General features: G+C 73.3%; 19 protein-coding genes and 1 pseudogene. 8 read left to right on the top strand and 12 right to left on the bottom strand.

Going from position 1 to position 19,911, the window contains the following annotated elements; genetic code table 11:
* The 4 genes and pseudogenes from FZ988_RS11435 to FZ988_RS11420 all read left to right on the top strand — a co-directional run.
* Window positions 1-103 (top strand): annotated as a pseudogene (locus FZ988_RS11435) (integrase core domain-containing protein); the annotation flags it as partial.
* Window positions 104-113: 10 nt separating this feature from the next.
* Window positions 114-1,265 carry a glycosyltransferase family 9 protein gene (locus FZ988_RS11430; RefSeq protein ID WP_149204140.1) on the top strand — a complete coding sequence of 384 codons (1,152 nt, stop codon included), beginning with the start codon at window positions 114-116 and terminating at the stop codon, window positions 1,263-1,265.
* Between the two features lie 111 nt (window positions 1,266-1,376).
* Window positions 1,377-2,018, top strand: a complete 642-nt coding sequence (locus tag FZ988_RS11425; protein WP_149204139.1) for a zinc ribbon domain-containing protein — start codon at window positions 1,377-1,379, stop codon at window positions 2,016-2,018.
* Window positions 2,015-2,512: an LppU/SCO3897 family protein gene (locus FZ988_RS11420; protein ID WP_149204138.1), complete on the top strand. Its 498-nt coding sequence runs from the start codon at window positions 2,015-2,017 to the stop codon at window positions 2,510-2,512. The genes FZ988_RS11425 and FZ988_RS11420 overlap by 4 nt, the downstream gene beginning before the upstream one ends.
* Window positions 2,513-2,561: 49 nt before the next feature.
* Here the strand turns inward: FZ988_RS11420 and FZ988_RS11415 are convergent, their stop codons facing one another.
* From FZ988_RS11415 to FZ988_RS11400, 4 genes are read right to left on the bottom strand one after another with little or no spacing between them, the layout of a single operon-like run.
* Window positions 2,562-3,290, bottom strand: coding sequence for an ABC transporter permease subunit (locus tag FZ988_RS11415; protein WP_149204137.1), 729 nt, complete (start codon window positions 3,288-3,290; stop codon window positions 2,562-2,564).
* Window positions 3,287-4,198 (bottom strand): ABC transporter ATP-binding protein, encoded by a 912-nt coding sequence (locus FZ988_RS11410; protein WP_149204136.1) that lies wholly within the window; start codon window positions 4,196-4,198, stop codon window positions 3,287-3,289. Before FZ988_RS11410 ends, FZ988_RS11415 begins: the two co-directional genes overlap by 4 nt.
* Entirely contained in the window at window positions 4,195-5,145 is a 951-nt protein-coding gene (locus tag FZ988_RS11405) for an ABC transporter permease (protein WP_149204135.1), read from the bottom strand. Before FZ988_RS11405 ends, FZ988_RS11410 begins: the two co-directional genes overlap by 4 nt.
* Entirely contained in the window at window positions 5,132-6,085 is a 954-nt protein-coding gene (locus FZ988_RS11400) for an ABC transporter ATP-binding protein (RefSeq protein ID WP_149204134.1), read from the bottom strand. The genes FZ988_RS11405 and FZ988_RS11400 overlap by 14 nt, the downstream gene beginning before the upstream one ends.
* A gap of 163 nt (window positions 6,086-6,248) precedes the next feature.
* On the opposite strand from FZ988_RS11400, the gene FZ988_RS11395 reads away from it, so the two are divergent.
* Together FZ988_RS11395 and FZ988_RS11390 are read left to right on the top strand one after the other, a co-directional pair.
* A complete protein-coding gene (locus tag FZ988_RS11395; protein ID WP_149204133.1) occupies window positions 6,249-7,226 on the top strand; it encodes an NAD(P)-dependent alcohol dehydrogenase in 978 nt (325 codons plus the stop codon).
* Window positions 7,226-8,557, top strand: coding sequence for a BaiN/RdsA family NAD(P)/FAD-dependent oxidoreductase (locus FZ988_RS11390; protein WP_149204132.1), 1,332 nt, complete (start codon window positions 7,226-7,228; stop codon window positions 8,555-8,557). The genes FZ988_RS11395 and FZ988_RS11390 overlap by 1 nt, the downstream gene beginning before the upstream one ends.
* A gap of 78 nt (window positions 8,558-8,635) precedes the next feature.
* Here FZ988_RS11390 and FZ988_RS11385 read toward each other — a convergent pair whose 3' ends face one another.
* Together FZ988_RS11385 and FZ988_RS11380 are read right to left on the bottom strand one after the other, a co-directional pair.
* The gene (locus FZ988_RS11385) at window positions 8,636-9,598 is read right to left on the bottom strand and encodes an NAD-dependent epimerase/dehydratase family protein (RefSeq protein ID WP_149204131.1); all 963 of its coding nucleotides are present in this window, start codon (window positions 9,596-9,598) and stop codon (window positions 8,636-8,638) included.
* Between the two features lie 67 nt (window positions 9,599-9,665).
* Complete coding sequence (locus FZ988_RS11380; protein WP_149204130.1) at window positions 9,666-10,265, bottom strand: GNAT family N-acetyltransferase; 600 nt, start codon at window positions 10,263-10,265, stop codon at window positions 9,666-9,668.
* 65 nt (window positions 10,266-10,330) lie between these two features.
* On the opposite strand from FZ988_RS11380, the gene FZ988_RS11375 reads away from it, so the two are divergent.
* A complete protein-coding gene (locus tag FZ988_RS11375) occupies window positions 10,331-10,945 on the top strand; it encodes a nitroreductase family protein (protein ID WP_149204129.1) in 615 nt (204 codons plus the stop codon).
* Here the strand turns inward: FZ988_RS11375 and cofC are convergent.
* The 5 genes from cofC to FZ988_RS11350 are packed head-to-tail and all read right to left on the bottom strand — an operon-like array spanning window position 10,930 to window position 16,533.
* A complete protein-coding gene (cofC, locus tag FZ988_RS11370; RefSeq protein WP_246169446.1) occupies window positions 10,930-11,646 on the bottom strand; it encodes a 2-phospho-L-lactate guanylyltransferase in 717 nt (238 codons plus the stop codon). The genes FZ988_RS11375 and cofC overlap by 16 nt on opposite strands.
* Window positions 11,643-12,593, bottom strand: a complete 951-nt coding sequence (cofD, locus tag FZ988_RS11365; RefSeq protein ID WP_149204128.1) for a 2-phospho-L-lactate transferase — start codon at window positions 12,591-12,593, stop codon at window positions 11,643-11,645. The genes cofC and cofD overlap by 4 nt, the downstream gene beginning before the upstream one ends.
* A 26-nt stretch (window positions 12,594-12,619) precedes the next feature.
* Window positions 12,620-14,059, bottom strand: coding sequence for a pyridoxal phosphate-dependent decarboxylase family protein (locus FZ988_RS11360; protein WP_149204127.1), 1,440 nt, complete (start codon window positions 14,057-14,059; stop codon window positions 12,620-12,622).
* Complete coding sequence (locus FZ988_RS11355) at window positions 14,056-15,387, bottom strand: MFS transporter (RefSeq protein WP_149204126.1); 1,332 nt, start codon at window positions 15,385-15,387, stop codon at window positions 14,056-14,058. Before FZ988_RS11355 ends, FZ988_RS11360 begins: the two co-directional genes overlap by 4 nt.
* A gap of 51 nt (window positions 15,388-15,438) precedes the next feature.
* On the bottom strand, window positions 15,439-16,533 hold the full coding sequence (locus FZ988_RS11350) for an endonuclease NucS domain-containing protein (protein ID WP_149204125.1): 1,095 nt from the start codon (window positions 16,531-16,533) through the stop codon (window positions 15,439-15,441).
* 97 nt (window positions 16,534-16,630) lie between these two features.
* Between FZ988_RS11350 and FZ988_RS11345 the strand changes: the two genes are divergently transcribed.
* On the top strand, window positions 16,631-17,620 hold the full coding sequence (locus tag FZ988_RS11345; protein WP_188079076.1) for an HNH endonuclease signature motif containing protein: 990 nt from the start codon (window positions 16,631-16,633) through the stop codon (window positions 17,618-17,620).
* Between the two features lie 48 nt (window positions 17,621-17,668).
* On the opposite strand, the gene FZ988_RS11340 is transcribed toward FZ988_RS11345, so the two are convergent.
* Window positions 17,669-19,855 (bottom strand): MMPL family transporter, encoded by a 2,187-nt coding sequence (locus tag FZ988_RS11340; RefSeq protein ID WP_149204123.1) that lies wholly within the window; start codon window positions 19,853-19,855, stop codon window positions 17,669-17,671.
* Window positions 19,856-19,911: the final 56 nt, after the last annotated feature.

Genomic DNA, 19,911 nt, shown 5'->3' with positions numbered 1-19,911 from the left:
GGCAGCATGGCTCCACGAGTACAACCACCACCGACCCCACACCGCCTGCGAGAACAAGCCACCAGTCACCCGATTGACCAACCTGCCGGGTCAGTACAGCTAGACCCGTGGCCGTGAACCAGCCTGGTGGCGAGTCCGTCCTCGTCGACTTCTTCTACGCCCAGCCCGTCGGTCACGCGATCGAGGCGCTGCACCACGCGCTCGCGGTCAAGGCCGCCGATCCCTCGCGCGAGGTGTCCGTCCTGCTCAACTCGGCCACGCCGACCGAGCTGGCCGGGTGCTGCCCGTTCCTGACGGCCTCCTACGCGATCGACGCGCCCTTCCTGGAGCCCGCGCCCGACGCGGACGCGTCGATCGCGCACGTCCCCGCGGAGTGGGACTGGGTCCTCGACGACCCGCGGCGCCACCAGCCGTTCCAGCTCGAGACGTTCGCCGGGATGCGTGACCACTACGCGGCGTCGGACCGTCGGTTCCGGGCACGGCTCGGTCACCGCCCGCTCGGCTACCCGCCGCCGAGCCGGGCCCGCCACCAGCGGCTGACGCTGGAGCTCCCCGGTGACGCGCACACCGCGGCCGAGCGCCGGCTCACCGGGCACCCCGGCCCGCTGATCGCCCTCATGCCGGCAGGGTCGAGCGCGCCGTCGCACTACCCGTCGGTGACGTCGTGGGAGGCGGTCCTCGGGGCGCTCCAGGAAGCACTGCCGGACGCGCGGGTGGTCCTGGTGGGCAGGTCGGTGCGCGACGCGCGGACGTCCACGGCGATCGACGCCGCGGACCTGAGTCGGCTGCGCGGCCACGCGATGGTCGTCGCGGACGTGTTCGACGCGCCGCTCCTCGAGCAGCTCGCGGTCGTCGAGCGGTGCGGCCTGTTCCTCTCCCCGCACACGGGGTTCGGCATGGCGGCGCTCGCCGTCGGGACGCCCTGGCTGACGCTCTCCGGAGGGCGCTGGTTCGAGTGGTACTTCAACCAGGTGCCGTTCCGCAGCATCATCCCGGACACGTCCGCCTACCCGACCTTCAGCCAGTTCGGCGCGGAGACCGTGGCGCCCGACGGCGACGACGGCGACCGCATCCCGAGCATGACGCGGGCCCGGGTCGCGGCGGACCTGCCGAGGGTCGTCCACGCGGCCCGCGAGCTGCTCGACGGTGCGGTGACGTACGTGCAGTGCCTCTCGGAGTACGTCGCGGACCTCGTCGAGGCGCACGGCGGGGACGCCTCGGGACTGTGGTCCTTCGACAGCGTCCACCTCGACCACCTGGGCTGAGGCGGGCGGCGCCCGTGTGCGCCGTTCAGGGGACAGATCGGGCAAATCCGGGACGGAGCGACGTCCGCTCTGCCACGCTTCCCTGACGCGACGACGCAAGGGGGCAGGGCGATGATTCTGATCTGGGGCTGGCGGGCACTGCGGTACGTGCTCGGCACGGGCGAGTTCTTCTGCCCGCAGTGCGGCACGGACAGTCCGTACCAGCACCTGCGCCAGCGGCGCTGGTTCACTCTGTTCTTCATCCCCGTCATCCCGCTCGAGCACCTCGGCTCGTTCGTGGAGTGCCAGCGCTGCCGGTCGGCGTTCACCGAGGCAGTCCTGGGTGCACCGACCCTCGGGCTGCTCGAGTACCACCAGGGCCTGGCCAACCGGGCGGCCGTCGCGCACCTCGCGTCGCTCGCGCGGCCCATGGGCCCGGCCGTCGAGGACGTCGCGGCGAGCGCGCTCGCGTCCGCGCCGGGCGTGCGGCCCGACTATGACCGCAACGCGCTGCACGCGGACATCCGGGTGTTCACCGGGACCGACGCGTCGGCCGCGTACCTGCGCCCGCTCGCCGGTGCGATGACCGTCGAGGGCCGGGAGGCCTTCCTGCGTCGGGCCGCGCACGTCGCGGCGACGCTGCCGGGCAAGGGCCCGGACATGGACCGCGCGCTCGAGAGCTACGCCCTCGCCCTGGACATCTCCCAGGCGCACCTCCTGGGCATCCGGCAGAGCGTCCTCGAGTCGACGCCCGCGCCCGGGAACGACCTGTGAGCGGGGCACCGGCACCGGCACCGGCCCCGGCGGGCGCGCGGTTCAACCCGCCGCCGTCGTGGCCCGTGCCCACGGGCTTCGACCCGCGCCGGGGCCACCTCGCCGACCCGACGTGGCCCGCGCCCCCGGAGGGCTGGAACTTCTGGGTCGCGGACCCGACCGTCGGCCGCGAGGGGGCGACGCTGCCGTCGACGCGTCTGCCCCGAGGCAAGCTCGAGGCCGGCGAACGCCGCCGGCTCGCCCTCGTCCTCGCGGGCCTCCTCGTCGTCGGCGTACCGCTGGTCTGGTGGGCGGTGACGTCGGAGGAGCCCGTGGCCGAGGGCGTCGGGTCCTGCTGGACGGGTGACGAGTGGGCCGAGCCCGTCTCGTGCGACTCGTCCGAGGCCGTCTACACGGTCGAGGAGGAGGTCACCTCACCCGAGCAGTGCTCGCAGTCCTCGCCCGGATACTTCGAGGAGGGCGGCACGGTCCTGTGCCTGCGGAAGATCGGCTGATCACCCGCGGCTGCCGCGCCCCGGGGCCCGCGGAGGATCGGCTGGGCGCTCAGTCGCCCGTGGTGAGGCGCAGCGTCTCGAGCCGTCGCACCGCGAGGACCACGGAGGCGACGGTCGTCGCGGCGAGCAGCCCGAGGGCGGCCGTGAGGCCGACGGCGGACAGGACGCTCCAGACGTACGCCCGGTCGCCGAGGATCGCCTCGGCGGCGGCGAGCGCCCACTGCCGCACGCTCACGTTGCTGATGCCCGGGACGTACCCGCCGAGCACGGTCTCCCACAGCAGGGCGTACAGGAGGCCGATGATCACCGCGTTGCGTGTCACGACCGACAGGGCCACGAAGATCGACGTGTAGGCGACGGCCGCGAGGGTCGCGGCGACGCCGTACGCGAGGCCGAGCCGGCCGCCGTCGTCCCCGGCGATCTCGATCGCGGCGACGAGGGGCAGCACCGCGAAGACGAACGCGGCACCCCACGCGACGACGAGCTTCGAGAGCAGGATGGTGCGGCGGGGCAGCGGCTTGGCGAGCAGGTAGACGATCGACCCGTCGTCGATCTCGGAGCCGATCACGCCCGTGCCGATGAGCAGGCACATGAGCGGCAGCAGGGTCCCGAGGGCGAAGTCGTCGGTGAGCGCGACGGTCGCGAACACGTCGGCCTCGGACGCCCACCGGATCAGGCCTGCGAGCAGGAGCAGCAGCACGGGCAGCAGGAGCATGAGCAGGGCTCGGCGTCGGCCGAGCAGTCCGCGCAGCGTGAGCTGCATGACGACGGGGTTCATCGGGCCACCAGGTAGGCGAAGACGCTCTCGAGGGACTCGTCGGCCGGGGAGACCTCGAGCAGCCGCACACCGCTGTCCCGGGCGAGGCGGGGCAGGGCGTGGACGAAGCGTCCGACGTCGGGCGCCTGGACGGCGAGCGTCCCGGCGGTCAGGTCCACGGTGTCGGCGGCGCCCTCGGCGATGATCGCGGCAGCCAGGCGCCGGTCGTCGCTCGAGCTGATCGTGTACTGGTGGGGCCGCTCGGTCATGAGCCGGCGGATCCGGCGGAAGTCGCCCGACGCCGCGTGCCGCCCCGCCACGAGCACCTCGATGGTCCCCGCGATCTCCTCGACCTCCTCGAGGATGTGGCTGCTGAACAGGACCGTGCGGCCCTCCTGCCCGAGCCTGCGCAGCAGGTCCATCAGGTGCAGGCGCTGGCGGGGGTCCATGCCGTTGAAGGGCTCGTCGAGGAGCAGGACGGCGGGGTCGTGGACCAGGGCGGTCGCCATCTTGACGCGCTGCTTCATGCCCTTGGAGTAGGTGCCGATGTCGCGGTCCTTGGCGTCCATCATCTCGACGGTCTCGAGCGCGCGGCGGGCCGCTGCGCCGGGGTCGTCCAGCCCGTGCAGGCGCGCGTTGGCGACGACGAACTGCCACCCCGTGACCATGTCGTACATCGCCTCGGCCTCGGGGACCAGGCCGATCGAACGGTAGATGTCCGGGTGGCGCCACACGACCGCGCCGTCGAGGGTGACCGTGCCGGCCGAGGGCGCGAGGAACCCGCCCATCATCGCGATGAGCGTCGACTTCCCGGCGCCGTTGGGGCCGAGGAGCCCGGTGATGCCCGGGCCGACGGTCATGGTCACGTCGTTCGCGGCGACGACGTTGCCGTACCAGCGCGAGACGCCGTCGAGGACGAGGGTGCTCACACCACACCCACCTTCCGGTAGCGACGGATCAGGAGGCCGAGGCACCCGGCGACGACCGCGGCGGTGACGAGCACGAAGGTCAGGCCTCCGAGGATGCCGGGCGGGACGTCGTGGGCACGGGCGGAGTCGGCGCCGAGCAGGCGGACCGCGATCCCGTCGACCAGGTTGAACGGGTCCAGGGCGGGCAGGTACTGCGCGGCCGTGGTGAGCCCCCGGTCGCGGGCGACCGCCGTGAGCATCTCGGCGACGCCGCTGAGGACCACGAGGATCGTGATGATCGCGGCGACGCCGAGCCCGCGCCGGGGCGTGAACGCTGCGACGACGAGCGTGAGTGCGCTGAGCAGCACGGCGAGGACGGCCGAGACGAGCAGCCCACCGAGCCAGCCGACGACCTGCGGGCCGACGGAGAGCTTGGCGAGCAGGGCGCCGACCAGCAGCAGCGTCTGGGCGAGCGCCAGGACGCCGAACACGGACAGCGCCAGGCCGGCGAACTTCGCGAGCACGTAGTCGGTGCGCATCATCGGCCGGGACAGGTACAGCGGCATGACGCCGTGACGCAGGTCCCGGGACACGCAGTACGGCGCGGCCCCGGCGACGAAGAGCGACACCACGATGGACAGGGCGTTGGGGTACTGGGTGTACGAGGTGGGCAGCTCCTCCGCCCCGGTGAGCAGGATCGACAGCGCCATGATCAGCGGCGGGACGAGCAGGATGCCGATGAGCGACCACGGCATGGCCTTCGACCTGGCGGGCCGGCCGAGGCCGAAGATGCCGCGCACCGTCTCGACGAGCAACGACCGCGCAACCCAGCCGCGGCCGAGCCGCTCGCCGTCGTAGTGGCGGAAGCCGATGTCGTGGATGACGTCGTCGCCCGGCGTCGGGCCCGGGGACGGCACCGGGGCGCCGGGTCCGGGTCCCCGGGCGGGGACGGGGTCAGTGGCGGGCACGGTCGCCCTCCGTCCGGTCGCTGAAGATCTCGGTCAGGTGGTGGCGTCGGTGCTGCATGCGCACGAGCCCGACGCCGAGGTCTGCGGCGCCGCCCTGGACCGCGTCGAGCACGCGCTCGTCGGTGAGGTCGACCGTGAAGGAGTCCGCCGAGCCCGCTGTGGCGACCTGCGACCCGGCGGCGCGCAGACGTGCGACGAGCTCGGGCCCGCGGTCGGTGACCTCGACGAGCAGCACCCCGCTGAGGCCTGTCGCCTCGGCCGTGGACGTCGAACGCTGGAGGACGCCGCTCTCGATGACGACGACGTGGTCCGCGATGCGCTCGAGCTCGCCGAGCAGGTGCGAGGTGACGACGACGGCGATGGAGAAGTCGGAGCTGATGCGCTGGATCAGCGCCAGCATCTCGTCGCGGCCCGCGGGGTCGAGGCCGTTGGTCGGCTCGTCGAGGAGCACGAGCTGCGGGTCGTGCACGAGCGCTTGGGCGAGCTTGACCCTCTGCTTCATGCCGGTCGAGTACCCGCCGATGGGTCGGTACCGCTCCTCGTAGAGGCCGACGTGCCGCAGGGTGTCGGCCGTGCGCTCGCGGGCGACGGCGGTGGGCAGACCTGACATGCGGGCCAGGTGCACGACGAGCTCGGTGGCGGACACGTCGGGCGGGAGGCAGTCGCTCTCGGGCATGTAGCCGACGCGGCGGCGGATCGCCAGGCCGTCGGTCGCGCAGTCGAGGCCGAGGACCTGGGCGCGGCCCGACGTGGCGGGCAGCAGGCCCAGGAGGATCTTGATGAGCGTGGACTTCCCGGCGCCGTTGGCCCCGACCAGCCCGACGACGCCCTGGGGCATCGCGACGGTGAGGTCGGAGAGCGCGGTGACGGCGCCGAACGTGCGGGTGAGCCCCTCGACGGCGACGGACGGCACCGCTGCGGGGTCCGGCACTCGGGTCATGTCGTCGATCCTGGTGCGTCGGGCGTGCGGAGCGCCATGGGTTACCACCCTGAGATCACCCTGAGGACGCGGGTGGCCGGGTCCTCCCTTCGGAGGTCGCGGCGTCGGCGCAGCGCGCGTCGGAGCCCTCGGGCGGGGTGGGGGCTCGCCCTACGCTGGCGGTATGAGAGCCGCGGTGCGACACAGGTACGGGGCGCCTGAGGTCGTGGCAGTCGAGGAGGTGCCGGCACCGCGGCCAGGCGAGCACGAGGTGCTGGTGCGTGTCCTCGTGTCGACCGTCAACCGGACGGACTGCGCGTACCTCGCCGGCACGCCGTGGTTCCTCAGGCTCGTCTCCGGCTTCCGGCCGCGCGCCCGTGTGCTGGGGACGGAGCTCGCGGGACTCGTGGAGGCGGTCGGCGCGGACGTGACCGGGTACGCCCCGGGCGACCGCGTGTTCGCGTACGTCGAAGGGACGTTCGGCGCACATGCGGAGCTCGCCGTCGTGCCGACCGGTGGGATGCTCGCGACGGTCCCGGAGGGCATCGACCTCGAGCACGCGGCCGCGGCGACCGAGGGTTCGCACTACGCGCTGTCGATGATCCGGCGGGCCGGGGTCCGCCCAGGCCAGGACGTGCTGGTCCATGGCGCAACCGGCGCGATCGGGTCCGCGGCGGTCCAGCTCCTCGTCGCGATGGGCGTGCGGGTGACCGCGGTGTGCCCGGCGGAGCACGTCGACCTCGTCCGGTCGTTGGGTGCGGCCGAGGTGCTGCCGCTCGGTGACCGGTCGGCGGGGGCGGTTCCCGGGCGCGGCTTCGCCGCGGTGCTCGACGCCGTGGGCAGGAGCACGTTCTGGCACTACCGCCGGTCGATCGCCCCGCGTGGGGTCTACACGTCGAGCGAGCTCGGGCCGCTCGGCCAGAACGTCCTCCTCGCGGCCTTCGGGCCCCTCGCCCGCCGCACCGGCATGCGGCGGGTCGTCTTCCCGTTCCCGATGGAGAGCGCCGAGGTCATGCAGCACCTGCGGGACCAGCTCGCGAGTGGTGCGCTCGTGCCGGTGCTCGACAGGTCCTACCCGCTGGACGAGGTGGTCGACGCCTACCGCTACGCCGGCAGCGGCCGCAAGGTCGGCAGCGTGCTCCTGAAGGTCGCGCAGGGCTGATGGGCGCAACGGGCGTCGTCGACGAGAGGCCTGACCAGGGTCGCGTGCAGACTGCCGTCGTCGTCGGGGGTGGCCCCGCGGGGCTCGTCGCCGCCGAGCGGCTGGCCGGCGCGGGGGTCGCCGTCACGGTGTACGACCGGATGCCGTCGGTCGCCCGCAAACTGCTGCTGGCCGGGCACGGCGGGCTCAACATCACGCACTCGGAGGGGATGGACCGCTTCCTGCCCCGCTACGGCGCCTCGGCCCAGCGGCTCGCGCCGATGCTCGCCGCGTTCGGGCCCGACGACCTGCGGGCGTGGTGCGCGGGCCTCGGGGAGGAGACCTTCGTCGGGTCGAGCGGTCGGGTGTTCCCCCGGTCGTTCCGCGCGACGCCCCTGGTCCGTGCGTGGCTCGCCCGGCTCGGTGACCTCGGGGTGCGGATCGAGAAGCGGCAGCGCTGGACCGGCTGGGCCGACGCAGATGCCGATTCCGACGACGGGGCTGGGGTCGGGGCGCGGGTCGAGGGTCCCAGTCGCGCGTTGCGGTTCGCGGACGCCGACGGTCACGTCCGGGAGGTCTCGGCGGACGTCGTCGTGCTCGCCCTCGGCGGTGCGTCGTGGCCGCGGCTCGGCTCGGACGGCGGGTGGGTCGAGCTGCTCGCCGAGCGGGGCGTGGCGGTCGCGCCGCTGCGGGCCGCGAACGTCGGGGTCTGCGTCGACTGGTCCGCCGCGTTCGCGGACCGGTTCCAGGGGACCCCGCTCAAGCACGTCCAGCTCACGGTCCGCGGACGGGCAGGGGCGGCCGCGAGCGTGCGTGGCGACGCGATGGTGACGCGGAGCGGGCTCGAGGGTGGGCCCGTGTACGCCGTCGGCGCGGCGATCCGCGCGGCGCTCGACGACGGGACCTGCGTGCTCGAGGTCGACCTTCGGCCCGACCAGGACGTCGACCAGCTGGCCGCTCGCCTCGGGCGGCGTCGTCCCAAGGACTCCGCCTCCACCTGGCTGCGCCGCGCGCTCGGCCTCGACCCGGTGGCGACCGCGCTCCTGCGGGAGGCGGGCGGCGGCGCGCTGCCGGGCGAGGCACGCGAGGTCGCCGCCCTGGTCAAGGCCGTACCGGTCACCGTGACGGCGACGATGCCGATCGACCGCGCCATCTCCACGGCGGGCGGCATCGTGTGGTCGGAGGTCGACGAGCGGCTCATGCTGCGCCGGCTGCCCGGCACGTTCGTCGCGGGCGAGATGCTCGACTGGGAGGCGCCGACCGGCGGCTACCTGCTCCAGGCCTCGTTCGCCACGGGCGTGGCCGCCGCGCGCGGTGCGCTGGAGTGGCTCGACCGGGAGGCCATGGGCTGACGGGCGCGCGGACGCTGCCGCTCTGCGCCGCCCTACGCTCCCGTTTTGCGCCGTCAAACGCTACCGTTCTGCGCCGGCTCAGCCGAGGTGCACGAGGAGTTCTGCCTCCTCGTGCGGCGTGAGGCCTGAGCGGCGCGTGCGCCGGACGCCCTGGGCCACCTCGTACGCGAGCACGCGGGCCAGGGTCTCGGGCAGTGGCCGAACGGCGCCGCCCGCTGCGAGGTAGGCGGCGTTGCTGCGCCGGGCGAAGCCCGCGTCGTCGGAAGGCAGCCACAGGGGGAGCGATCGCGGCCCGGCCCAGTACCGGACGCCGTGGTCGAGGAGCCATGCGTCGTCCGCCGTCACGAGCTGCCCGGTGAAACCGATGAGGGCGCTGGTCTGGTCCAGGAAGTCCCCGAGCGCGTGACTCTCGCCGACGGCGTTGACGACCCCGGTCCGCCCGGCCTCGCCGGCGTCCACGACCCACGCGGCGAGGTCGGCGACGTCGATGACCTGCACGTGCCGACCGGCGGTTGTCGGGGTGAGCACGCGCCCGCCTCGGTGCAGGCGGGCCAGCCAGTACCCGAACCGGTCGGTCGGGTCGCCGGGCCCGACGATCAGCCCGGGCCGGACGACGAGGGCCCGCTCGCCGAGGCGTGCAGTCGTCGCGCGCTCCGCGGCCACCTTGGCCTGCGCGTACTCGGTGAGGTCCGTCGGTTCGACGACGTCCGCCGCCTCATCCGCGCCGGGCTCGTCGTTGCGCCGGTACACGGACACCGACGAGATCAGGGTCCAGTGGCGCGCCCGGTCCGCGAGGGCGTCGAGCGCCGACGCGACGAGAACCGGGTCGTAGGAGAGCTCGACGACCTCGTCCCAGTCGCCCTCGAGCGCGTCGTAGGCGCCGGGGTCCGCGCGGTCGGCCTTGACGAGGCGCGCACCAGCCGGAGCGGGTCCGGACTCCCCGCGCGCGAGGCACACGACGTCCGCGCCTCGCGCGACCGCGGTCCTCGCGATCTCCCGGCCGAGCCACGCCGTTCCTCCGAGCACCAGCACACGTCTCATGCCGCACAGTCAACACGTCAGCCGGGGTTCGAGGGCCCGCGCCGCGCGAGCGCGGTGGCTGCCGTGGCTACCGGCCCGCCGTCTCGGGGCCCTCGAGGGTCAGCCACTCCTCGTCGACGACGAACCCCAGTGCGCGGTTCGCGGCGAGGATGGCCGGGTTGTCCGCAGAGCCGCCCGTGCGGACCACGGCCACGCCGTCGTCGACGAGCGCCAGCACGGAGGCCGCCTTGACGGCGGTCGCGAGGCCCAGTCCGCGCCGGTCCTGCGCGACCACGGTGAAGTCCACCTCCGCGCGCGGCGGCTCCACGTCGACGAACGTCATCGCGACGAGCCGGCCGTCGGCCTCGACGACGCCGTGGGCACGCCGCGACGGACCGACCGCTGCCCGGTCGGCTGTGAGCGGTGCGTGCGCCGTCGCCTCCCGCCCCGGGTAGTCCGCCGCTGTGTCGGCATCGAGCGCCAGGACCGCCCCGACGTCGTGCGTGGTCAGGGCCCGGACGGTCCCGGTCGCGTTCGCGCGGCCCGCGAGCGCTTCCAGGTGCTGCCGGTCGCAGGTCGCGGTGTCGCGCCGTGCGCCCCACGAGCGGGCGACGACGACCCAGCCTTCGCGCTCCAGGGCCTGGAGACCAGGGTCGTCGGACCTGAGGACCCGCGTCTGGCTCGTCACGCACGCATGCTCCCACCCGTGCGGTGCGTCTCACGCGGAACCGTGCGTCGGCGAGGATCGTGCGCATGGAGCTCGCAGAGGTCGTCCGGCGGCGACGCATGGTCCGGCGCTACACGCCCGAGCCGATGGACCCCGCAGCCGTCGAGCGACTGCTCGCCGCGGCGCAGCGTGCCCCGAGCGCGGGCTTCAGCCAGGGCTGGGGCTTCCTCGTGCTGGACACGCCCCGCGACGTCGACCGGTTCTGGGAGGTGACGACGCCGCCCGCGCGTGCCGCCTCGCCCGACGCCTGGCTGCGGGGGATGCGGACGGCGCCGGTCGTGATCGTCCCGTTCTCCTCCCAGCAGGCGTACCTCGACAGGTACGCGGAGCCGGACAAGGGCTGGACGGACCGGGACGTCGACCGTTGGCCGGTCCCGTACTGGCACGTCGACGCGGGCATGGCCGCGCTGCTCGTCCTGCTCACGGCCGTCGACGAGGGTCTGGGCGCGTGCTTCTTCGGCGTTCCGGGCCCGTCCGTCGCGGCCCTGCGTCGGGAGTTCGGTGTGCCGGACGCCTTCGCTCCGGTGGGTGCGCTCACGGTCGGTCACCCGGCGCAGGGGGAGCGGGCCGGGGGCTCAGCCGGGCGGCGTCGCCGGCGGCCGCAGGACGAGGTGGTGCACCGGGGTCACTGGTCCGCCTGAGCCGCCTGAGCCGCCTGCGCCCCGGGCGCGATGCGCTCGCGGACCGGTGCGGGCAGCGCCAGCCAGTCGTCGGGGGTGTCGAGGTCCGTCCAGGTCCCGGGCCTGCGGACGACGGCCGCCTCGAGCCCTAGGGCCGCCGCCTGGTCGAGGTGCGCCCGTGCGCTCGCGGTGCCGAACCGGAAGTCGAAGCCGCGGACGGAGGAGTCCAGCACGAGCGCGTTCGTGCCCGTCCCCGCCTCGTCTGGGGCCAGGACGAGCGGAGCGTCGGGCGCGAGGAGGGCCACGACGTCGTCGGGCGTCAGGAGCGGCAGGTCGGCGTGCATGACGAGGACCCGTGCGGCGCCGTCCGCGATCGCGCGTGCCCGGCCGAGGGTGACGGCGGCGTTGAGCCCGTGGTGGTCCGCGGGCTGCGGGACGACGTCGAGCCTCAGGTCCGGCGCCAGGATGCGGTGGGCGAAGGCTGGGTCGCCGGTGACGACGAGCACGCGCGTGACGCCGGGCGCCGCGAGCAGCGTGCCGACGACGTGCCTGGCGAGGGCCCCGACGATGTGCGTCCGCTCGTCGGCGGTGAAGGGGCCGGCGAGCCGCGACTTGCCCGTCTGCCCGTCCCGCAGTGGTACGACGACGGTTGCCGGCCGCCCGGCGTCGGGCCGTGCGGATCCCGCGACGCCCGGGTCCACCGGGCCAGGGCGAGTCGTCACCGGCCGGGCGCAGCGGCGACGGCGATCAGGTCCCGCGCGAACCGCGCACGGTCGGCGACGTCGGCCCCCATCACGGTGCGTACCGCGTGCACGTCCATGCCGAGGTCGCGGATCTCGGGGACCAGGTGCGCGTCCTGCTCGTCGACGACGAACGTGTCCACGAGCCCGGCGTACAGGCGCGCGACGCCGAGGGCCGACACGTCGTGGCCCAGGGACGCGAGCATGTGCGCCGCAGGCCCCTTCAGCACCCGGCCGCCGACGACGGGGCTCACGGCCACCCGGCGCGCGGGGGAGCCTGCGAGCGCCTCGTGAACCCCCGGGACGGCGAGGATGGGACCGATGCTCACGAAGGGGTTCGAGGGCCCGAGCACGACGACGTCCGCCGAGGTCAGGGCCTCGAGGACACCCGGCGCGGGCCGTGCGACGTCGATGCCGTCGAGGTCGATGCCGAGCACCTCGTCGCGGTGCTGCCGCCCGACGAAGTACTCCTGGAACCCGAGCGTCCCCTCGGCCGTGCGGAGCAGGGTGGCGACGCGGTCGTCGGACATCGGCAGCACTCGGGCGCCGACGCCGAGGGCGGCGCAGAGCTGCGCGGTCACCTCGGAGAGCGTGGCGCCGGCCCGCAGGCGCGCGGTCCGCACCACGTGCGTCGCGAGGTCCTTGTCGCCGAGGTGGAACCACGTGTCCTCGCCGAGCTCGCGCATCGCGCCCAGGACGGCCGCGGTGTCGTCCGCGAGACCCCAGCCCTTCGCCGGGTCGATGCGGCCCGCGAGCGTGTACATGACCGTGTCGACGTCGGGGCTGATCGACAGCCCGTGCAGCACGGCGTCGTCGGCGGTGTTCACGACGACCGTGAGGTCGGACGTCACCTGCGCGAACCCGTGGGCGAGCTTGGCGCCGCCCCCGCCGCCGGAGAGCACGGTCACGCGAAGGGGGGCGTCGGGCACGTGCACACGATAGGTGACGGACGGGGTCAGGCCGGCCGGCTGAGGCGGTCCAGGAACGCCAGCAGGAGGGCCTCGCGCACGGCCGGCGGTGCGACGTCGAGCAGGGCGTTGACCGGGGCCATCCGCTCGGGCAGGGCGAGCCGCCCGTCCGCGCCCGCGAGCCCGGCGACCTGGAGCAGGGTGTCGAACGCGGTGTCGTCGAGCGTCGTCGGGTCGAGCGCGGCCGTCATCGCGGCGAGCTCCGGGGCCACAGCCACGGGCCCGGCCTGCTGGGCGGCTGCGACGGCGTCGTGCAGCGCGACCAGGAAGTCCGGGACGCTCGGGGCGGTCGCCGCGCTCAGGGTCACGTGCAGGGTGGGCGGCATCGAGCGGTATGTCATCTGCGGCTGGACGAACCAGCCGCGCGCGAGCATCTCGTCGGCGAGCGTGAACACGTCGCAGGTGCCGTCCGTCGCGACGGTGAGGAGCGTCGTGTCCGGGCGGGCGACGACGGACAGCGCGGGCATCGCGTCGATGGCGTCGGCGAGCGCGAGCGTCGCGTCGCGGGCCTCGCGCACCAGCCGGCGGTAGCCGTCGTCACCGATGTGGTGGACGACGGCCCACGCGGCGGCGAGCGGCCCGCCCGACTTGGTCGACTGCACCGTGGAGTTCAGCATCGTGTAGCCGGGCCAGTCGGCGGAGGCGAAGTACTGCGCGCGCCGCAGGCCGGGCTCGCGGTGCAGCAGGAGCGAGGCGCCCTTGGGGGTGTAGGCGTACTTGTGCAGGTCGACGCTGATGCTCGTCACGCCGTCGACGGCGAAGGACCACGGCGGCGCGTCGTCGAGGAACGGCAGCACCCACCCGCCGATGCAGGCGTCGACGTGGCAACGCACACCGCGGGCCGCGGCCGCCGCGGCGATCTGCGGCACCGGGTCCACGACGCCGTGCGCGTACGACGGCGCCGACGCGACGAGGAGGACAGTGGTCTCGTCGATCGCGTGGGCCATCGCATCGGGGTCGGCGCGGTACGTCACCGGGTCCACGTCCACGAGCACCCGACGCACGCCGAAGTAGTGGGCGGCCTTGTGGAAGGCGGCGTGCGCCGTCGTCGGCAGCACCATGCTGGGCGCGGTCACCTCGGGGCGGGAGCCACGGGCCGCGAGGATGGCGAGGAGCACCGACTCGGTGCCGCCCGAGGTGACGGTGCCGACGAACCCGTCGGGCGCGTCGAGCAGCCGCCCCGCACGCCCCACGAGGTCGTTCTCCATGGTGAGCAGCGACGGGAACGCCGTCGGGTCGAGGCCGTTGGACGCCGCGAACATCGCGAGCGCCTCGAGCCCGACGGCGTCGGCCTCCGCGAGCCCGGAGTCGTAGACGTACGCGAGGGTGCGGCCACCGTGGGCGGGTAGGTCGTGCGCCTGCAGGGCTGCGAGCTGCGCGAGGATGCGCTCCCGCGGCCAGCCCTCACCGGTCGTCGGTTCGTTCACTGCGCCACCTCTCGGGCTCGTCGGACCTCTGCCTCGTCGAGGCCGTACCGCGTGACGAACAGCAGCGACACGGCTACCAGCACCGCGGGGACCACGGTGAAGCCCCAGGCGATCGCGGTGCGCGCCGAGTCGGGCTGCGTGGCCGCGCCCGTCGTCGACGACACGTACCCGCCCAGCGCCAGGACGCCGGCGAACATGAACGGGCCGAGCGCGAGCCCGAGCGTCTCCCCGGCGGTCCAGACCCCGGTGTAGACGCCCACCCGGTTGGTCCCGCTGCGCAGGGCGTCGACGGCTGCGGCGTCGGCCAGCATGGACAGCGGGAACATCTGGCACCCGGCGTAGCCGATCCCGACGACGGCGACCGTCACCGGCACCAGGGCCGTCGCGACGCTGAGGGTCAGCAGCGTGGCCAGTGCACCGCCGCCGAGCAGCAGCGACGCCGCCAGGAAGCCGACGCGCTTGTCACGGGTCTGCGCGTACCGCTGCCACAGCGGCGTCACGAGCAGCGCCGGCCCCACGAAGCACACGAACAGGACGGTCGACATCCCGGAGCTGCCCAGCAGCTCACGCGCGACGTAGTCGACGCCCGCGAGCATCGCGCCCGTCGCGAGCGCCTGAACGACGAACGCGATCAGCAGCGTCCGGAAGTCGCGTGCGCGGGCCACGATGCGGAGCTGCTCACGCAGGCTCGCGCCGGCCGTGCCGTAGGTGCGCATCGGCGTGCTGCGCGTGCCCCACCAGGCACCCACGGTGCCGACGACGATGAGCAGCCCGACGAACAGCCCCACGCCCCGGTACCCCCACTCGGGGCCGAGCTGGTTGCGGATCATCGGGGACAGGCCGCCACTGACCAGGATGGCCAGCGCGAGAATCGTGATGCGCCACGTCATCAGGCGCGTGCGCTCGGCGTAGTCGTCGGTCATCTCCGCGGGCATCGCGACGTACGGCACCTGGAAGAACGCGTACGCCGACGCGCACACCAGGAACAGCACCACGACCCACCCGGCGGCCAGACCCTGCGGCGCCACGGGCCCCGCGAACAGCAGGACGAAGGCCACCGCCAGCGTGAGCCCGGCCCGCAGGAGGAACGGCCGACGCCGGCCCGCAGGGTTCGTGGACCGGTCGCTGATCTGCCCCGCGACCGGGTTGAGCAGCACGTCCCAGGCCTTGGGCAGGAACACGATCAGCCCCGCGACCCCCGCCGCGACCCCGAGCCGGTCCGTCAGGTACGGGAGCAGCAGCAGTCCCGGCACAGTGCCGAACGACCCGGTCGCGACCGACCCGAGCCCGTAACCCCGCCGCGCTGCGGGGGTGAGCGTCACCGCCATGCGGCCTGAGAGTAGCGGGCGCGGCTGCGGGGCTGCTGGGCTAGGGCGTGCTCAGACCTGATGGGCGATTCCCAGGGCCTGCGTGACGGTGTCGATCGTGAACTGCTTGCTCAGCTTGCAGGCGGAGTTCTGGTTCGCGAACAGGCCTCGGCGCCAGATCGCCTGCGCGACCGGGACCGTGGCCTCCCACTCGACGGGCACGATGTACTCGGCGGCCTCGTCGGTGTCGCCGCCCTCGTGGTGCTGGTAGGTGCCAGCCAGCGGAAGGTCGACGAGCCGCGCTGGTTGTCCCTGCACAGGGACGACGGCGTCCGAGAACCGCACCACGGGTCCGGTGACCGTGCCGACGCCTACGTAGCCACGCTTCGGGATGCACGCGAAGATCCGCGCGCCAGGGGGCAGGTTGCGCAATGACTTCGAGTACCACTCGCCGCCACCCGCGGAGACGAATCCGTAGGTCCGGGCGTCCTCCCACTCGCGTCGTCCCGGCTCCGCGCCGAACGAGACGTACCAGTCACGCCCGTTCCAGGGTTCGCGTGTTCGAGACTTCGCCGCGGCTCCGGGTACTGCTTCGGCCTTCTCGCTCACCAGCCAGGTACGTGCGAGGTACGAGGCGCCGTTGTCATGGAAGTGGCGGAAGAACACCACGTTGAGTGGCACGTCGAACGTCTCGTTGAGGAACCGGACAATCCGCTCCGTGGCAGCGTCGACGGATGCTGCGACGATCGTGAAGACCTGGGTCGAGTTCAGTTCCTCGGGTGTCGAGTCCACACCGAAGTACTCGGTGAAGGCCTCATCGAACGCCACTCCGGGGCGGTGCCGCTCGAACACCTCGACGATGTTCGTGCGGTCGAGCCCGGCAACCCAGGACCCGTAGTCGAGCGTCTGCGCCACGACGTCGCGAGGCGTCTTGTCGCGCTTGAGCTCCAGTACGTGGACCACGCCGTCGCTGTCGACGGCCAGGAGGTCGATGAAACCGCCGTGGATCGTCGGAACCTGCCGACCGATGATCAGGAGGCGCTCGCCGAGCAGCAGGGGATCGGCCTCGATGTAGTCCTCGAGCTGCTTCTCCAGCCCGATCGCGGTCGGGGACAACCGGGTCAGCTGCGACCCGTCGGCGCGCCACAAGCCCATTTCCAACGTCATGCCCCAGTGTCGCGCCATCTCGGCCTGTCGGCTCCTGACTGCTCCGTCACTGGCTCTTCGGAGACGACGCCCGGATCGCCGTGCGAAGCTGGCGGACATGGACGAGGCCGTTCCGCAGCGAGCGTGGCTACTCATGGCTGCCGGGGACAACCGCGGACACGGGGGCAACGCCGGCTATGACGACTTGGTCGACGCGTACTACTCGTGGGACAGCAATGTGCCGAACCACAAGAAGCTCGGGGTCGGTGATCCGATCGCCTTGTGGGACAAAGTTCGCCTGCTCGGGGTGTCGGTGATCGAGGAGATCGAGACCTCGGCTGGTCTGAAGGCGCTCAACCGCTGCCCGGAGTGCGGCACGACGCGCATCAGCAACCGTCGAAGGGCGGAACCGCGGTACCGGTGCATGAAGTGCACGTACGAGTTCGCGACTCCACGCGTCGAGGTCGTGGACGTGATCGAGTACAGAGCCAGGTATGACGCAGCCTGGACCTCACTGGACGGAGTCCTCGACGGGGCAGAGGTCCGGAGCCTCGCTGTGAACGTCGGTGACATCAACGCGATGCGCCCACTGGACTGGTCGGCGTTCCGACAAGCGCTGATCACCAAGGATGCCGGCCGGGCCGTCGACCGCGTGACCGCGCGCGTCGACCTCAGCTGGCGGCCTCGGTCCGGCGGGCCCATCGAGGTGCCTCACGGCTTCAGTCACGCACTTGTCCGGGTCCGACGCGGGCAGCAGCAGTTTCGCGAGCAGCTCCTCGCGGCTCAGGGCAGTGTGTGCGCCTTCACCGGGGGCGCTCCTGCGCGCGTGCTCGAGGCCGGGCACCTTTACAGCTATGCCCAGCTGGGCACGCACTTCAAGCACGGCGGCCTCATGCTCCGGCGGGACATTCACCGCCTGTTCGACGACGGCTTGCTGGCGGTGCAGCCGCTGAGGCTTCGGGTCGACGTCGCGCCCGTGCTGGCCGCGTACCCCCAGTACGCACGACTCCACGACGAACCTCTGACGCTGCGGCTCAAGGACGAGCAGGTGGAGTGGTTGGGAAAGCACTGGAACGAGCACCGGGAGCCGTTGAGCGGCGTGTCGTGAGGACACCGGTCGAGCCCCGCCCCGAGCCCGGGACGGGGGCCCGACGGCTCAGACCGGGGTCGGGGTGAGCGGGCGCGGGGCGGGCGAAGCCTGGTCCGCCAGCGCCTCGCCCTCGATGTCGATGCGCGGCAGGATCCGGTCGAGCCACCGCGGCAGCCACCATGCGTGGCGTCCGAGCAGCGCCATCACCGCGGGCACGAGCGTCATCCGCACCACGAACGCGTCGAACACGATGGCCACGGTGAACGCGAACCCCAGCGTCACGAGCAGCAGCTGGTGGGCGAGCATCGACGACGCGAAGACGCTGATCATGATGGTGGCGGCCGCAGTGACGACGCGGGCACCGTGGGTGAATCCCTTCACCACGGCCTCGCGCGGAGCCGCTCCGTGGACGTGCTCCTCGCGCATCCGGGTCACGAGGAACAGCTCGTAGTCCATCGCCAGCCCGAAGATCACGCCGATGACGAGGATCGGGACGAGGCTGAAGATCGGGGCGGTCGAGACCCCGAGCAGGTCGGTCCCCCAGCCCCACTGGAACACCGCGACGACGGCGCCGAACGTCGCCGCGATGGAGAGCAGGAACCCCGCGACCGCCTTGAGGGGGACGAGCACGGACCTGAACACCAGGGTGAGCAGCACGAGGGCGAGGAGTGCGACGACGGCGAGGTAGGGCGCGAGGGCCTGGGTCATGCGTTCCGAGATGTCGAGGTTCATCGCAGTCTCGCCCGTCACCCCGAGCGTCGCGCCGGTGCGCGCGAGCAGACCTTCGGCGCCGTCCCGGATGGCGTCGACGAGCTCCTGCGTCTCCTGCGTGCTCGGCCCGGTCGCGGGGATGACGCTCAGCACGGCCGTGTCGCCCCTCGAGTTGAGGACGGGGGGCGCGACCGCGACAACGCCCTCCAGTCGGGCGATGGCATCCGCTGCCTGCGAGGCTGCGTCGGCCACGTCGTCGGGCGCATCGACGACCACGGTGAGCGGGCCGTTGAAGCCGGGGCCGAACGCGTCGTCGACGAGCTGGTAGGACGCACGCTGCGTGCTGCCCTCGGGGGCCGCCGCGACCTCCGACAGCCCCAGACGCAGATCGAGGGCGGGCAGTGCGGCGGCGAGCAGAACCGCGACGCCGGCCACGAGCACGGGGACCGGCCGCCGGGTCACGAACCGGACCCACCGGGTGCCGATGGTCGTGCGTGGGACACCGTCGGCGTCGGGGCTGCTGCTCGCACGTCCGCGGATGCGCTTGCGGGCCGCCCCCAGCAGGGCCGGCAGCAGGGTGAGTGCGACGAGCACCGCGACGGCCACCGTGCCGGCGGCGGCGACGCCCATCTCGGTGATGACCGGGATGCGGACGACGGCGAGTGCGGCCAGGGCGATCACCACGGTGAGCCCGGCGAAGACGACGGCCGAGCCTGCCGTGCCGACGGCGCGTCCGGCGGCGTCCTCGCCTGAGCGGCCCGCCGCGAGCTCGCCGCGGTAGCGGGAGACGATGAACAACGCGTAGTCGATCCCGACGGCAAGACCGAGCATCAGGGCGAACGACCCCGTGGACGAGCCGCCGCTGAGATCGACGAGGCCGGAGACGATCGTGACGCCCATCAGTCCGAGCAGCACCCCGAGCGCGGCGGTGAGGAGCGGCAGCCCGGCGGCGACGAACGATCCGAAGGTCACGACGAGAACGAGCGCAGCGACAGCGAGCCCGACGACGACGCTCGCGGCTTCCACAGGCTCGGCCTGGACGGCGCTGCCCGCCAACTCGACGACAAGTCCCGCCTGGCGGCCGGCGTCGGCGGCCTCGGTGAGCGCCTCGCGTGCCTCGTCCGTGACACCGGTGGGGCCGACGTCGTAGGTGACCTGGGCCAGCGCGACGGTGCCGTCCTCGCTCACCGGTCCGACGGTGAACGGATCGGTGACGGAGAGCACCTGGGGGCCGGCCGCCATCTCGGCCAGCACCTCCTGCACAGCCGTCGCGGTCGCGGGGTCGTCGAGGCGAGCGCCCTCCCCTGCGGCGAGGACGACACGGGCCTCGGCGCTACCGGCCGCCATCTCGGGGAAGCGCTCCTCGAGCAGGTCGACGGTCTCTTGGGCCTCGGTGCCCGGGATGGAGAACGAGCTGACGGTCGGCTCGGGCGCGCTGGAGGAGGCCCAGCCGACGAGCACCAGGACGCCGAGCCAGAGGGTGATCACCGTGCGCCGCCGTCGGTAGGAGAACCGGCCGAGCCGGTCGAGGGTCGAGGCCATGAAGAGCTCCCAGGGTGGTGCGGACGCCGCGTCGGACGGCGCAGCGAGCTCGACGC

This window comes from Actinotalea subterranea, from assembly GCF_008364845.1.
GTDB classification, from domain to species: domain Bacteria; phylum Actinomycetota; class Actinomycetes; order Actinomycetales; family Cellulomonadaceae; genus Actinotalea; species Actinotalea subterranea.
The sequence above is the reverse complement of the archived record's forward strand: the minus strand, read 5'-3'. Positions and strand labels throughout refer to the sequence as shown.

Bases quoted from the DNA above. Each gene is read 5' to 3' on its own strand.
- FZ988_RS11425 (WP_149204139.1), top strand. From the start codon at position 1,377: ATGATTCTGATCTGGGGCTGGCGGGCACTGCGGTACGTGCTCGGCACG.
- FZ988_RS11415 (WP_149204137.1), bottom strand. From the start codon at position 3,290: ATGAACCCCGTCGTCATGCAGCTCACGCTGCGCGGACTGCTCGGCCGA.
- FZ988_RS11400 (WP_149204134.1), bottom strand. From the start codon at position 6,085: ATGACCCGAGTGCCGGACCCCGCAGCGGTGCCGTCCGTCGCCGTCGAG.
- FZ988_RS11395 (WP_149204133.1), top strand. From the start codon at position 6,249: ATGAGAGCCGCGGTGCGACACAGGTACGGGGCGCCTGAGGTCGTGGCA.
- FZ988_RS11390 (WP_149204132.1), top strand. From the start codon at position 7,226: ATGGGCGCAACGGGCGTCGTCGACGAGAGGCCTGACCAGGGTCGCGTG.
- FZ988_RS11385 (WP_149204131.1), bottom strand. From the start codon at position 9,598: ATGAGACGTGTGCTGGTGCTCGGAGGAACGGCGTGGCTCGGCCGGGAG.
- FZ988_RS11375 (WP_149204129.1), top strand. From the start codon at position 10,331: ATGGAGCTCGCAGAGGTCGTCCGGCGGCGACGCATGGTCCGGCGCTAC.
- FZ988_RS11355 (WP_149204126.1), bottom strand. From the start codon at position 15,387: ATGGCGGTGACGCTCACCCCCGCAGCGCGGCGGGGTTACGGGCTCGGG.
- FZ988_RS11350 (WP_149204125.1), bottom strand. From the start codon at position 16,533: ATGACGTTGGAAATGGGCTTGTGGCGCGCCGACGGGTCGCAGCTGACC.
- FZ988_RS11345 (WP_188079076.1), top strand. From the start codon at position 16,631: ATGGACGAGGCCGTTCCGCAGCGAGCGTGGCTACTCATGGCTGCCGGG.
- FZ988_RS11340 (WP_149204123.1), bottom strand. From the start codon at position 19,855: ATGGCCTCGACCCTCGACCGGCTCGGCCGGTTCTCCTACCGACGGCGG.